Genomic DNA, 13,609 nt, shown 5'->3' with positions numbered 1-13,609 from the left:
TGTCGCCGACCGCCGCGCACTACCGCGGGCATGAGGCGTCCTCCACCATCCAACGAACCAGTTCGCGATAATCCATACCGACGAAGGCCGCCTGCTCGGGGACGAGCGAGGTCGGGGTCATGCCGGGCTGGGTGTTCACCTCCAACAGAACGAGAACGTCGTTAACATCGTCATAACGGAAGTCGGCGCGGGAGACGCCTCGGCACCCCATGGCCGCGTGGGCCAGCTCGGCCTGACGTAAAGCCTTGTCAAAGACGTGCGGCGGCAACTCGGCGGGCAGGACGTGGCGCGAGCCGCCGGGCGCGTATTTGGCTTCGTAGTCGTAGAAACCCTTGGTCGGGGTGATGTCGGTGATGGTCAGGGCGCGCGGGCCGGTGGTCTCGCCGATCACGCTGACCGCCAGTTCCTTGCCGGGGATGAAGGGCTCGACCATGACCTGATCGCCATAGGCCCAGTCGGCGGTGCCGACCTCGGCCACCGGACGGTTGTCGCCCTCGCGCACTAGGAAGACGCCGACCGAGGAGCCCTCGGCGTTCGGCTTGACCACATAGGGCGGGTCGATGACGTGGCGCGACGCCACTTCATGCCGGTCGAACAGGCCGCCGCCGGGCACGATGACGCCCGCCGCGTGCAGCACTGCCTTGGACTTGTCCTTGTCCATCGCCAGGGCCGAGGCCAGGACCCCGGAGTGGGTGTATGGGATCTTCAGCGTCTCCAGGATGCCCTGGACGCAGCCGTCCTCGCCCCATTTGCCGTGCAGAGCGTTGAAGACGACGTCGGGCTTCAGCGCCGTCAGCACCTGAGCCAGATCGCGACCGGCGTCGACGCGCGTGACCTTGGCGACCTGTCCCTCCAGAGCGTCCGCGCAGCCGCGCCCCGAGGACAGCGAGACCTCGCGTTCCGACGACAGGCCGCCCATCAGGACAGCGACATGGAGGGTGTTCAGGGGCGTACGCATGGCGACATCCGAAGACTAGCCCACCCCTATGCCCTGAATACGGTTAACCGGTTGGAAACGATCCGGGGTCGTGGAAGGAAATTCGTCACCCTCTTCCTTCTCCCTTTGAGGGAGAAGGTGGCTTGCGGAGCAAGACGGATGAGGGGTGCGAGGATACGGGCAAGCGGCTGGGATTAGGATTAGGGAACGTCGCGTCGACACCCCTCATCCGGCCCTGACGGGCCGCCTTCTCCCACAAGGGGAGAAGGATTACGGACGCCCGATCCGCTTGATTTCCCAGTTCAGCTGCACGCCCGTCTTTTCCAGCACATCCGCGCGCACGGCTTCGCCCAGCCCCTCGATGTCAGCCGCCGTGGCCTCGCCGGGGTTGATCATGAAGTTGGAGTGCAGCTCGCTGAACTTGGCGCCGCCGCCCCCATGCGGTGCAGGCGCGGCGTGCAACTTGCCGCGCCAACCCGCCTCGTCGACCAGCTTCCACGAGGAATGACCGTCGGGATTCTTGAAGGTCGAGCCGCCGGTCTTCTCGCGGATCGGCTGGGTCTTCTCGCGGCGCTCGGTGATCTCGTTGATCCGGGCGGCGACAGCCTCGGGCGCGTCGGGCGTCCCGCGATAGGTCGCCTCGACCCAGATGATGTCGGCCGGAGCGTTCGAGTGACGGTAGGTATAGCCGAAGTCGGCCAGGGCCAGTTCGACCCGCTCGCCCTTGCGGTTCAGGCCCCAGGCGGACACCAGCACGTCTTTCGTCTCGGAGCCATAGCAGCCCGCATTCATCGTCAGGGCGCCGCCGATCGAGCCGGGGATGCCCGCATAGAACTCCAGCCCGGCGATGCCCGCCTTGGCCGAGGCGCGCGCCACCATGCTGTCCAGCGCGCCTGCGCCCGCCGTGACCGTGACGCCGTCGGTCGTCACCTGCCCCCAGGCGCGGCCCGCCAGACGGATCACCACGCCCTCGACCCCGCCGTCGCGCACGATCAGGTTGGAGCCGACGCCGATGGCCGTCACCGGCACGTCCTCGGGCAGGGTCTTGAGGAAGTCGGCCAGATCATCGGCGTCCGCCGGAATGAACAGGGCGTCCGCCGCCCCGCCCACGCGGAACCAGGTGTAGGGCCCCAGCGGCTCGTTCAGCAGCAGCTTGCCGCGCACGGCGGGGAGGTTCTCAGTCCAGGCCATCCGATAAATCCGCTCATCCCGGCGGACGCCGGGATCCAGTGCTTTGGCTGCATTCAGCCGTTTGACGTTGATCCGATGTAGGGCGGCAAGGCTTCGTCGTGAAGCTCTCACTAGATCCCGGCGTCCGCCGGGATGAGCGGGAGCATGAAATTAAGCCAACGCCTCCAGCTGCGCCGGCAGGGCGTAGGCCCAGCTGGTGATGTCGCCGGCGCCCAGAAGGACGACCAGATCGCCCGGCTTGGCCTCATCCTTGATGACGCGCGGCAGGACGGCGGCATTCTCCAGCGCCGCGACGTGGCGATGGCCGTAGCGGCGGACGCCCTCGACCAGGGCGTGCTTGTCGACGCCTTCGATCGGCTGCTCGCCCGCCGGATAGACGTCGGCGACCAGAACGCTGTCGGCGTCCGAGAAGCAGGTGGAGAAGTCCTCCATCAGATCGCGCAGGCGGGTGTAGCGGTGCGGCTGGACCACGGCGATGACGCGGCCGGTGTTGTCGGCGTTCTGCACCACCTGGCGCGCGGCCTTCAGCACGGCGGCGATCTCGACCGGGTGATGGCCGTAGTCGTCGATGACGCGCACCCCGTGGGCCACGCCCGTGGTGGTGAAGCGGCGCTTGACCCCGCCGAACCCGGCCAGGCCCGTGCGGATGGCGTCGTCGTCCACCCCGATCTCACGCGCCACGGCGATGGCGGCCAGGGCGTTGGAGACGTTGTGCCAGCCCGCCATCGGCAGGTGCAGGTTCTCGATGCGCGCAGGCTCGCCCAAGGCGGCCATGCCCTGCCCCTGGATCACCACGTCGAAGCGCGAGCCGTCCGGGTCCATCCGCACATTGTCGGCGCGGACCATGGCCTGAGGATTGAGGCCGTAGGTGACCAGGCGGCGGTTGTCGATCTGGGCCGCCAGCTTCTGCACCTCGGGGTGATCCAGACAGACCACGCCGAAGCCGTAGAAGGGAATGTCTTCGATGAAGTCGCCGAACGCCTTCTTCACCGCGTCGAAGTCGCCGTAGTGGTCCAGGTGTTCCGGGTCGATGTTGGTGATGATCGCCAGAGCTGTTCGATCCTGGCCTGGTACAGCTGCAGCAGGGGCCGTATGTGGAAGGCAACCACGCGATGGTCATCTACACCGCGGCGCGCGAAGTAGTGGACCTGGCCGAGGGCTGCCCGCGGGTGGATCCCGCCGCGCGCGAAGAGATCGAGCAGGCCTACCAGCAGATGGCGGCCGGCCAGCACAGGTATGTCAGTGCGCGCCAGTGGACGCAGTTGCGTCGAGCGCTGCACGGCAGCTACAAACAACCGCCGCTGCGTGGCGTGCTGGAATGTGGCGCCTTTGCCTTGCAGGCGCCGCATTTTGATGAACGGCTGGAGGGGCGCCTGCTCGCCCACACCGAGATGTCGCGCTCGGCCAACGGTGTCGTCGATGATCGTGCCGACGCCTTGCGTCCGGCGTTGGGGCTGGGAATGGCGGGAGGAACGCTGGTCAATCACGTGCTCAGCGGCAGCAACGCCGAGCGGGCCGGCCTGCGCGCCAATGACGTGGTGCTGTCGGTGCAGGGCACCGCCGTGGCGACGACCTATGGCATTGAACAGGTCCTTCGCGCATACGCGCCTGGTGACCGCGTACAGCTGAAGGTGCGCCGCACGGTGCTGGATCTGGCAACCGGTGCCTCGTCGCAGGCGCTGGAGATCGCGCTGGTGCTGGAATCACGGGCGGCGTTGCTGACGCCCGTGCAGGAGCGTTGAGCCTGCAGGTGCCCTGTGCAGCCACGCATGGCGTGGCTCTACTGCGTGGATGAATGAATCGCGTGCCGTAATCAACCCGGCAGGGCAGGTCCACGTGCGGTAGAATGCGCGCGGCGGAGTCGGCCAGACAGTCGCGTCATCCCTTCGGGGGTGCCGAGGAAAGTCCGGGCTCCATAGGGCAAGGTGCCAGGTAACGCCTGGGCGGCGCAAGCCGACGGAAAGTGCAACAGAAAGATACCGCCTACGTCTTCTTCGGAAGGCCGGTAAGGGTGAAATGGTGCGGTAAGAGCGCACCGCGAGTCTGGCAACAGACCGGTACGGCAAACCCCACCTGGAGCAAGACCAAATAGGGATCCATTGGCGCGGCCCGCGTTGGATCCGGGTAGGTTGCTTGAGCGTTGCGGCGACGTAACGCCTAGAGGAATGACTGTCCACGACAGAACCCGGCTTATCGGCCGGCTCCGCCCCTTCATTCCATCCACGCATGGCGTGGATCTACCAGGTAGTGCCGGCCGCTGGCCGGCACCCGGGATCACCTGCCGGCCTCAGCCCGGCTTCCGGTACTGCCCGGCGGAAATGAACTGCGAGAAGCGCTCGCACCACACCACCACGGTGGTGAACTCATCCACGTCCACGTTGGCCGGCACATCCACCAGGAAGCGGTTGAAGGTCTTGACCTCGCCGATGCGCTGGGCCTTGTCCTTGATTTTCAGGAAGTCGGCCTTGTTGTCGACGAAGTCGCGGACCAGGTAGACCTTGTAGTCCGGGCCCGGGCCCATCTTGCCGTCGAAGGCGACCTGGCGGGCGCTGACGCTGACCTTGCCTTCGGCCCAATGCACCGCGTCACTGCCTTTGAGGTCGCGGCGGAAGGTGGTGCGGTAAGTCGCGTCGGCCATCGCGGTCTGTACCTGCTCGACCGGCGGATCATCGGGGGCGATCAGGATGGGCAGGAAATACACGCCCAGGCCGAAGCCAAGGCCGAGGGTGAGTACGTGGGTGGCGAGCAGGATGAGGATGCGGCGCATGGGGCCTCCTTGTGGGTGTGGATCGCGCGGCATGGCGCCGGGCAGGACCACCTTACCACCACGGTGGTGAACTCATCCACGTCCACGTTGGCCGGCACATCCACCAGGAAGCGGTTGAAGGTCTTGACCTCGCCGATGCGCTGGGCCTTGTCCTTGATTTTCAGGAAGTCGGCCTTGTTGTCGACGAAGTCGCGGACCAGGTAGACCTTGTAGTCCGGGCCCGGGCCCATCTTGCCGTCGAAGGCGACCTGGCGGGCGCTGACGCTGACCTTGCCTTCGGCCCAATGCACCGCGTCACTGCCTTTGAGGTCGCGGCGGAAGGTGGTGCGGTAAGTCGCGTCGGCCATCGCGGTCTGTACCTGCTCGACCGGCGGATCATCGGGGGCGATCAGGATGGGCAGGAAATACACGGGGTATAGGAAGTTCAACCGCCCTTTTTTGCGAGTCTGGCGGGTAGGAAGCGGCCGCGCAAGCGCCGCTTTGGGCACAGATCGGGCACAGATCGGGGGTTCATGCGTGGGTTTTCGACATCGCGGGGCCGCGCAACGGCTCAGTGCGTAGCCATTTCTCACCGAATCCCGGCACAGGGCCGAGCGCAGCCCTGCGGGGTCGTGGCCGCATCGGATCGGATTCTGCTTTCGCTTCCGGTTGAGTGGCCGGCACCTCGTCACGCGGCCGGCGGCGGGGCGCGCGCTGCGGGCCGGTAGTGCGCTTGCTCCAGCGCGCCGTGCTTCTCGAAGTGGGCGAGGATGGCGCGGATGGCGGTGGGTTCCTCGATGCTGGCGACGATCCGCACCGCGCCGCCGCAGTGGGCGCAGGTGGTGACGTCGATGGAAAAGACCCGCTTGAGCCGTTGCGCCCAGCTCATCGCACGGCGCTTCTGCTCGGGGCTGCGCGGCTCGTCGTGGGCGCTGACGTCCACCGGCACTGCATCGCCCGCAGGCCGCTTGCCGCGCCCCGAGGGCGTCAGCTGCGCACGCAGGTTTGCATTCGGGGCAAACACACCGTGGAAACGGGTCAGGTGGGCGCGAGGTGGCGGGACCAGTGCGGCCAGTTTCGCGATGAAGTCGACCGCATCCCATTCGACATGGGTGGTGCCATTGCGCCATGGCGTCTTGAGCTGATACCGCACCCTTCCCTGCGGTGAGATCGATAGCCGCTGCTCGCTGATCGCCGGGCGCGTGATGTAGCGGCACAGCTTTTCGAGCTTGTGGCTCTCGTGTGCTTCCGCGGCCACGCCGGCATGCAGCGAGAAGCCGCCGACCTTGCCGGCGTCGCCCTCCAGCGAGCCTGCGTCACCGGGCAATGTTTGCAGCGTGACGACCTTGCGGCCAGCGTCGCGACCGGTGGCGATGCGGTAGGTCATCGAACTCATCCGCAGCCCATCCATGCCGTCGTCGCTACCCGCGCTGTCGGACAGGAACACGGATTCGTCTTCGCCTTCGAGCCAGCCGCGGCGCGACAGGTGCCGGCACACGCGATGCGCGATGGTGTTGGCGAGCTGCGTCAGTTGCGCAGAGGTGGGGGCGCGGCGCAGGCGCGGCTTGCGCCGCGGGGGCTCGACGTTCGCGTCGTACACGCCGTCGAGCCACAGCATGTGGAAGTGAACATTCAGGTTCAGCGCGCTGCCGAAGCGCTGGATCAGGGTCACCGCACCGCACTGGGCGCTGGCGCGGTCGATGCCGGCTTGATCGGCCAACCAGCCGGCGATCACGCGCTGCACGATGCCCAGCACCGGGCCAATGGCTTCTGGCTTGCTGGCGAACAGGAAACGCAAGGGGTACGGAAAGCTCAGCACCCATTGCCGCACAGGCCGCGGGCCGAACACCTCCTCGACCAGGTGCCGCGCACTCTCGGCCATGCGTCGCGCGCCGCAACTCGGGCAGAACCCGCGCTTCTTGCAGGAGAAGGCCACCAGCCTCTCTGCACGGCAGTGCTCGCACACCACCCGCAGGAAGCCGTGCTCGAGCACGCCGCAACGCAGGTAGGCATCGAACGCCTCGCGGACATATCCGGGCAGCGAGCGGCCCTCCGCTTCGATCCGTACAATGAAGTCCGGGTAGTGCGCCTCTACCAACGCGTACAGCAGCGTGCGCTCGGGCGCGTGGCGCGCGTACCGCGAACCGGTGTGGGCGGACGGCAGTGGCGCGCATCCCGCGGCTTGCCGCCGGGATGTGGCGAGGCGCGGCACGCAGCGCTCCGGTGCGGGGACGGCTGCTCAGTGTTGCGCCTGTGTTCGCACGTTCGTATCGGTGCGTTCTGATCTTCGCGTCAGACATTGCCGCGGCGACTCCCGCCTCGACCGCCTCGACACCCAGGTGCAGGGGGCGGCCCAGAGCGCCGAATCCGCCAATCAGGGCGCCCAGCGCGCCAACCAGCGCCTCGACCAGATCGAAGGCCGCGTGCAGCGGCTGGAGTCGTCGCCGCGCCGCGTGCCGCGCGGGTGAGCACGCACTCCGCTTGACCGACCGGCGCGGGGATCCGTCGCCTGCGCGGCGCGGATCCCCGCGTTGGATGGTGTTCCGCCCCCGAGGAGCTTCCCATCCGTACTTTCCCCCACTCCCTCTCCCACCCGGGCCGGCGCGCGGTTGCGCTGGCCCGGGCGCTGGCGCTGGCCAGCGTGGGCGCCCCCGCCAGCGCGCGCGACGACGGCACCCCGCCGGTGACGTCACTGGACGAACTGCCCCGCGGCCAGGACGTCTCCGACACGGTGATCGAACTGGCCGGCTGGGTCGTCGCCTCCGGCGACAGCCAGGGCTATCCCTTCGCGATCATGGACAAGGCCGCCGCCCAGATCCTCGTGTTCGGCGGCGATGGCCGCCTGCGCGGCGCCGCGCCCGGCCTGTTCGGCTCCGCCGTGGGCGACCACACCGCCCCCGGCATCGCGGGCCTCGCCCTGCGCGAGATCCCCGGCCGCGACCGCACCACCCCGGCGGGCCGCTTCGTCGGCGGCTACGGTCCGTCCATCGATGCCCGCGTGCTGTGGGTCGACTACGAGTCCGCGGTCTCGATCCACCCGACCGCGACCGGCGTGCCGGAGGAAAAGCGCCCCGAGCGCCTGGCCTCGCCAACGCCGGATGACAACCGGGTCACCCACGGCTGCATCAACGTGTCTCCGGCGTTCTACGAGCAGGTCGTCAGCCCCACCTTCGCGCGCGGCGGCGTGTTCTACGTGCTGCCGGACGAAGGCTCGCTGGAGGAGGCGTTTCCGGAGTTCGCGGGCGCCGGCACCCGGAAGACCGCCGGCGACTGAGCGCCGGTGCGTGGCCGCGCGGCGGATGACGCGGCGTCTCCGGTGCGTCGGCGCAAAACCGAATTGCATAGGGCGGGTTTCAACAACCGGACCTACGCGGGATGGCCCCGTTTGTCTCGACCACGCATGGCGATGAGCACGGCCAGCGCCAGTGTGGCGGCATAGCCAACAAGGGGCCATGCCGTGTCTCCATCGAGAAGCCATACCGCAGTCGTTCCGAGGATGCCGACGATCAGGCTTTGCCCAGCGAAGTAGAGTGCGACGGCCAGGCCCGCGCGATCACCGAACGCCTCAAGCGCCCCGTTCGCCGTGACCGACACCGTGAGCACGATTCCCACCGCCATGACCCACATCGGCAGGACGAAACCCACGAAGCCCGGCCCTGCCAGCGTCCATGTGGTGGCGAGGATGCACGCGCCCACGAGCAGCAGGCCCATGCCCCGGCGCACGCTGCCATCTATGCCCCATCGCGCGACGAAGCGCCGTGCAAACCGGGCGGTGCAGACCATCACGAGCGCAGCTGTCGCGAACGCAAGACTGAACCCGAGTTCCGAATAGCCTGCGCCCGCAATCAATATCCGCGGCGCAATGGAAAAGAAGACGAAAAACGTCCCCATCGCCGCACCGAAAGCAAGCGTGTACAGCCGGAATGGCCTGCTTGCCAGCACTGGACCGGGCGAACGGGCACGCATGCCGCCAATGAGCCGCGTTTCATGCCACCGGGCATATGCGTGCCCGATCATCGGCAGAGACAGGAGCGCGAGGAGCCAGAAGATCGCGCGCCAGCCGAAGGCATTCATGACAAGGGCTCCCAGAATCGGCGCAAGCGCGGGCACGAAGGCAAGCATCGAGCTGAAGAGGCCGTAGATGACGACGCTCTCGGGACGGTCCGCATACACATCGCGCACGGTGGCGAACGTGGCAACCAGCGCCGCCGAAGCACCCAGGGCCTGGAACAGCCGAAGGGTCACAAAGCCGGCGGCCGACGTGGCCAACGCGAGCAGCACCGAGGACGCCGCGAACAACAATGCGCCGCCAAGGAGGACGGGGCGCCGGCCAACCCGATCCGAGAGCGGACCGAACAGGACCTGGCCAAGTCCCAGCCCCAGCAGGTAGAGACTCAGCGTGAGCTGCACGACGCCCGGACTGGTGTGGAGTGCGGCGGGCATGGCCGGGATGGCCGGAAGATAGATATCCATCGCCAGCGACGCGATGAGATCGAAAGGCGCCATCAACAGCAGCGCCACGGGAAGCGGATAGGCCCATCGGGGCAATTCTTCACGCATGACAGAACTCCGTTCGGATCGGAAAGATCAACGGCGTCCGTCAACACTCCACAAGGGATCCAACACGACGCCGCAGCAACGAGTCACAAGTTGCTGCGGCCTAGTGGTCTGAAGTCTTCATGCGTCCATCAGTCATCAAGCTCCGTGGCCCGATACGGGCCACGCGCTGGTGGCGAGGATATCACCAGCGCAGCGCGCTGGCCTGCATCAAATTGCGCGCGACCAGGACACATTGCCGCAACGAGGGTCGATAAGCATCCTGGGGGTATAGGAAGTTCAACCGCCTTTTTGGCGAGTCTGGCGGGTAGGAAGCGGCCGCGCAAGCGCCGCTTTGGGCACAGATCGGGCACAGATCGGGGGTTCATGCGTGGGTTTTCGACATCGCGGGGCCGCGCAGCGGCTCAGTGCGTAGCCATTTCTCACCGAATCCCGGCACAGGGCCGAGCGCAGCCCTGCGGGGTCGTGGCCGCATCGGATCGGACTCTGGCTTGGCTGCCGGCTGTGTGGCCGGCACCTCGTCACGCGGCCGGCGGCGGCGCGCGCGCTGCGGGCCGGTAGTGCGCTTGCTCCAGCGCGCCGTGCTTCTCGAAGTGGGCGAGGATGGCGCGGATGGCGGTGGGTTCCTCGATGCTGGCGACGATCCGTACCGCGCCGCCGCAGTGGGCGCAGGTGGTGATGTCGATGGAAAAGACCCGCTTGAGCCGTTGCGCCCAGCTCATCGCACGGCGCTTCTGCTCGGGGCTGCGCGGCTCGTCGTGGGCGCTGACGTCCACTGGCGCCGCATCGCCCGCAGGCCGCTTGCCGCGCCCCGAGGGCGTCAGCTGCGCACGCAGGTTTGCATTCGGGGCGAATACGCCGTGGAAGCGGGTGAGATGCGCGCGAGGTGGCGGGACCAGTGCCGCCAGCTTGGCGATGAAGTCCACCGCATCCCATTCGACATGCGTGGTGCCATTGCGCCACGGCGTCTTGAGCTGATACCGCACCCTACCCTGCGGTGAGATCGACAGCCGCTGCTCGCTGATCGCCGGGCGCGTGATGTAGCGGCACAGCTTTTCGAGCTTGTGGCTTTCGTGTGCTTCCGCGGCCACGCCGGCATGCAGCGAGAAGCCGCCGACCTTGCCGGCATCGCCCTCCAGCGAGCCTGCGTCACCGGGCAATGTTTGCAGCGTGACGACCTTGCGGCCAGCGTCGCGACCGGTGGCGATGCGGTAGGTCATCGAACTCATCCGCAGCCCATCCATGCCGTCGTCGCTACCCGCGCTGTCGGACAGGAACACGGATTCGTCTTCGCCTTCGAGCCAGCCGCGGCGCGACAGGTGCCGGCACACGCGATGCGCGATGGTGCCGGCCAGTTCCGTCAGTTGCGCCGATGTGGGCGCACGGGTGCGGTGCAGGCGCGGCTTGCGCTGCGGACGCTCGGTGGTGTCCTCGTACACGCCGTCGAGCCACAGCATGTGGAAGTGAACATTCAGGTTCAGCGCGCTGCCGAAGCGCTGGATCAGGGTCACCGCACCGCATTGCGCCGTATCCCGCGGCACGCAGGCCTGATCGGCAAGCCAACCGGCGATCACACGATGCACGATGCCCAGCACCGGGCCGATGGCCTCCGGCTTGCTGGCGAACAGGAAGCGCAGCGGGTACGGAAAACTCAGCACCCATTGCCGCACCGGCCGCGGGCCAAACACCTCCTCCACCAGGTGCCGCGCGCTCTCGGCCATGCGCCGCGCCCCGCAGCTGGGGCAGAAGCCGCGCTTCTTGCAGGAGAAGGCCACCAGCCTCTCGGCCCGGCACTGCTCGCACACCACGCGCAGGAAACCGTGCTCGAGCACGCCGCAGCGCAGGTAGGTCTCGAACTCCTCGCGCACATACTCGGGCAGCGGGCGGTCTTCTACCTCACGGCGCGCGAGAAAGTCCGGCCAATGCGCCTGCAGCAGGTCTGGAAGCAGGAGGTTGGGCAAGATTTCTCGCCTTGCCGAGCGGCGGCCGCTGAATGCGACTGCGCAGTTCCGCAAGGGGAACGTCCGCACCAATGTCCAGATCCTCGACATTTCCACGCATGGCGTGCGTATTGCCGCGATCCAGGCGCTCCGTATCGGGGACACCTGCTGGATAAGGTTGCCGCAGCTGGAGCCCCAGCAGGCGAAGGTCGTGTGGGTGGATGAATTCGTGGTCGGCTGCCAGTTCGCCCGGCCGCTGCATCCTTCCGTATTGGATAATATCCTGCGCCTGCGCCTGCGGCAGCCCGCCAGCCGGAAACCGGAGTAGGCAAGTCACCCCCGAACAGGCGGCCGCCGGACCTCTTTGCGGCGCGCGGATTCCCCTGACTGCAAAAAATGCACTAGGCTGGGACGATGTCCGACCTGGCCCTTGTCCTCGCCCTGCTGATTTCCGCCATTGTCATGTTCGCGATCGGCCGTCCGCGAATGGATGCCGTTGCGTTGATGATGATCGTGGCGCTGCCGCTTTCCGGGGTCATCACCGTCGAGCAGGCATTCGCCGGCTTCGCGGATCCCAACATCATCCTCATCGCCGCGCTTTTCGTTGTGGGCGAGGCGCTGGTCCGGACGGGCGTGGCGCAGATGCTGGGGGACTGGCTTGTCAGCAAGGCCGGCCGCAGCGAGGCCCGGCTGATCGTGCTGCTGATGATCGTCGTGGCGGGCATCGGCTCGTTCATGAGCTCGACCGGCGTGGTCGCCATTTTCATCCCCATAGTCCTGCGGATCGCGCGCAACGCCCGCATTCCCGCCAGCCGGCTGATGATGCCGCTGTCGGTCGCGGCATTGCTCAGCGGCATGACGACACTGGTCGCCACGGCGCCCAATCTCGTGGTCCATGCCGAGCTCGAGCGGCATGGCTATGAGGGATTCAGCTTCTTCGCCTTCACGCCTTTCGGCCTTCCGCTGCTTGTCCTGGCCATCATCTATATGCTCGCCGCGCGCCGTTTCCTCGCCGGCGTGCCGGAAGCGGAGCAGGGGCCGGAACGCCCCACCCTTCGCGATTTCATAGAGAAATACGGACTGGAGGGCCGCGAATACCGCTTTGCGGTGGATCCCTATTCTTCCCTGATCGGACGGCCGCTCGCCACGCTCGACCTGCGCGGCAGCGCCGGGATCAATATCATCGCCATCGAGCGTGAGAGGCGCTTTTCCCGCCAGCTTCTGCGCCCGCACGCCCACAGCCAGCTGGAGGCCGGGGACATATTGATGATCGATGCGTGCGGGCGCGATCTCGATATCGGGAAAGTGGCTCGCAGCTTCAGGCTGCACCCGATGGAACTGGCCGCCAATTATTTCGGGGATCGCAGTCAGGAGATCGGCATGGCCGAAGTGCTGCTTTCTCCGGATTCGAGGCTGGTGGGCAAAACCGTGGCGGAGGCCGATGTCCGATCGCTTCACGATGTGACGGTCGTCGGGGTCAGGCGCGAACGCAAGGCGCTGGAAGAGCCGGTGAGGGAAGTGAGGTTCCGCGCCGGGGATATACTCCTTGTCATCGGCCCCTGGCGCGCGATAGAGCGTCTGCCGCGCTCGCCGGACCGGCTGATCCTGCTGAACCTGCCTGTCGAGAGCGACGATGTAGCGCCCGTCCGGTCGCGCGCGCCATTTGCGGTGGCGATCCTGCTCCTGACGGTCTTCATGATGGCCAGCGGCATCGTGCCCAATGTTCTGGCGGCGCTGATCGGCTGCCTGCTTTTCGGCCTTGCCGGCTGCGTCGGCATGAACGGCGCCTACCGTTCGATCCATTGGCAGACGCTGGTTCTGATCGTCGGCATGCTGCCCTTCTCGATTGCGCTGCAGGAAGTGGGCGGGATCGATCTGGCGGCCGATTGGCTGTTATCGACGGTAGGGTCCGGTTCTCCGCGTGCCGTGTTGGCTGTTCTGTTCTTCGTCACCGCCCTTCTGGGCATGTTCATCTCCAACACCGCGACCGCCGTGCTGATGGCGCCGGTCGCGCTTGCCCTTGCGGCGGGGCTGGAGGCTTCGCCCTATCCCTTCGCCATGACCGTGGCGCTTGCCGCGTCGACGGCCTTCATGACTCCCGTTTCATCGCCGGTGAACATGCTGGTCGTGGGGCCGGGAAACTATCGCTTCGTCGATTTCGTGAAGATCGGCGTGCCGCTGGCGATGATCGCCCTGGTGGTGACGGTCCTTCTCGTGCCGGTTCTGCTGCCGCTATGA

Annotated in this window: 12 protein-coding genes, 1 other RNA gene and 1 pseudogene; 6 read left to right on the top strand and 8 right to left on the bottom strand. The window is 67.1% G+C overall.

The window, feature by feature from the left end:
• Positions 1-19: 19 nt before the first annotated feature.
• The 3 genes from ACZLIB_RS05950 to ACZLIB_RS05940 form a co-directional block, all read right to left on the bottom strand.
• Complete coding sequence (locus ACZLIB_RS05950; protein ID WP_128115331.1) at positions 20-958, bottom strand: D-alanine--D-alanine ligase; 939 nt, start codon at positions 956-958, stop codon at positions 20-22.
• Between the two features lie 249 nt (positions 959-1,207).
• The gene (gene murB / locus ACZLIB_RS05945) at positions 1,208-2,128 is read right to left on the bottom strand and encodes a UDP-N-acetylmuramate dehydrogenase (protein WP_128115330.1); all 921 of its coding nucleotides are present in this window, start codon (positions 2,126-2,128) and stop codon (positions 1,208-1,210) included.
• A 150-nt stretch (positions 2,129-2,278) separates the two neighbouring features.
• A complete protein-coding gene (locus ACZLIB_RS05940; protein WP_478469909.1) occupies positions 2,279-3,145 on the bottom strand; it encodes a UDP-N-acetylmuramate--L-alanine ligase in 867 nt (288 codons plus the stop codon).
• A 95-nt stretch (positions 3,146-3,240) separates the two neighbouring features.
• Between ACZLIB_RS05940 and ACZLIB_RS05935 the strand changes: the two genes are divergently transcribed.
• Complete coding sequence (locus tag ACZLIB_RS05935) at positions 3,241-3,870, top strand: PDZ domain-containing protein (protein ID WP_478469364.1); 630 nt, start codon at positions 3,241-3,243, stop codon at positions 3,868-3,870.
• Positions 3,871-3,985: 115 nt separating this feature from the next.
• Positions 3,986-4,337, top strand: an RNA gene (rnpB, locus tag ACZLIB_RS05930) — RNase P RNA component class A.
• A gap of 78 nt (positions 4,338-4,415) precedes the next feature.
• On the opposite strand, the gene ACZLIB_RS05925 is transcribed toward rnpB, so the two are convergent.
• From ACZLIB_RS05925 to ACZLIB_RS05915, 3 genes and pseudogenes are all read right to left on the bottom strand, one after another.
• Positions 4,416-4,895: a DM13 domain-containing protein gene (locus ACZLIB_RS05925; RefSeq protein WP_478469363.1), complete on the bottom strand. Its 480-nt coding sequence runs from the start codon at positions 4,893-4,895 to the stop codon at positions 4,416-4,418.
• A gap of 53 nt (positions 4,896-4,948) precedes the next feature.
• Positions 4,949-5,302, bottom strand: a pseudogene (locus tag ACZLIB_RS05920) (DM13 domain-containing protein); the annotation flags it as partial.
• A gap of 260 nt (positions 5,303-5,562) precedes the next feature.
• Positions 5,563-7,086 carry an IS91-like element ISCR5 family transposase gene (locus ACZLIB_RS05915; protein ID WP_478469362.1) on the bottom strand — a complete coding sequence of 508 codons (1,524 nt, stop codon included), beginning with the start codon at positions 7,084-7,086 and terminating at the stop codon, positions 5,563-5,565.
• A 61-nt stretch (positions 7,087-7,147) separates the two neighbouring features.
• Between ACZLIB_RS05915 and ACZLIB_RS05910 the strand changes: the two genes are divergently transcribed.
• The gene (locus ACZLIB_RS05910; protein WP_052156759.1) at positions 7,148-7,342 is read left to right on the top strand and encodes a hypothetical protein; all 195 of its coding nucleotides are present in this window, start codon (positions 7,148-7,150) and stop codon (positions 7,340-7,342) included.
• A 146-nt stretch (positions 7,343-7,488) separates the two neighbouring features.
• Entirely contained in the window at positions 7,489-8,148 is a 660-nt protein-coding gene (locus ACZLIB_RS05905) for a hypothetical protein (protein ID WP_478469907.1), read from the top strand.
• Between the two features lie 92 nt (positions 8,149-8,240).
• Here the strand turns inward: ACZLIB_RS05905 and cml are convergent, their stop codons facing one another.
• Together cml and ACZLIB_RS05895 are read right to left on the bottom strand one after the other, a co-directional pair.
• Positions 8,241-9,434, bottom strand: coding sequence for a CmlA/FloR family chloramphenicol efflux MFS transporter (cml, locus tag ACZLIB_RS05900; RefSeq protein ID WP_478469360.1), 1,194 nt, complete (start codon positions 9,432-9,434; stop codon positions 8,241-8,243).
• 518 nt (positions 9,435-9,952) lie between these two features.
• A complete protein-coding gene (locus tag ACZLIB_RS05895) occupies positions 9,953-11,482 on the bottom strand; it encodes an ISCR element clade Ia family transposase (protein ID WP_478469358.1) in 1,530 nt (509 codons plus the stop codon).
• Between ACZLIB_RS05895 and ACZLIB_RS05890 the strand changes: the two genes are divergently transcribed.
• Together ACZLIB_RS05890 and ACZLIB_RS05885 are read left to right on the top strand one after the other, a co-directional pair.
• Positions 11,385-11,699 (top strand): PilZ domain-containing protein, encoded by a 315-nt coding sequence (locus ACZLIB_RS05890; RefSeq protein WP_478469357.1) that lies wholly within the window; start codon positions 11,385-11,387, stop codon positions 11,697-11,699. The genes ACZLIB_RS05895 and ACZLIB_RS05890 overlap by 98 nt on opposite strands.
• A gap of 86 nt (positions 11,700-11,785) precedes the next feature.
• Positions 11,786-13,609 (top strand): SLC13 family permease, encoded by a 1,824-nt coding sequence (locus tag ACZLIB_RS05885; RefSeq protein WP_478469355.1) that lies wholly within the window; start codon positions 11,786-11,788, stop codon positions 13,607-13,609.

This window comes from Stenotrophomonas sp. 220_Sma (assembly GCF_056487375.1).
Note: the sequence above shows the minus strand (reverse complement) of the source record. Positions and strands in the feature narration are given on the sequence as shown.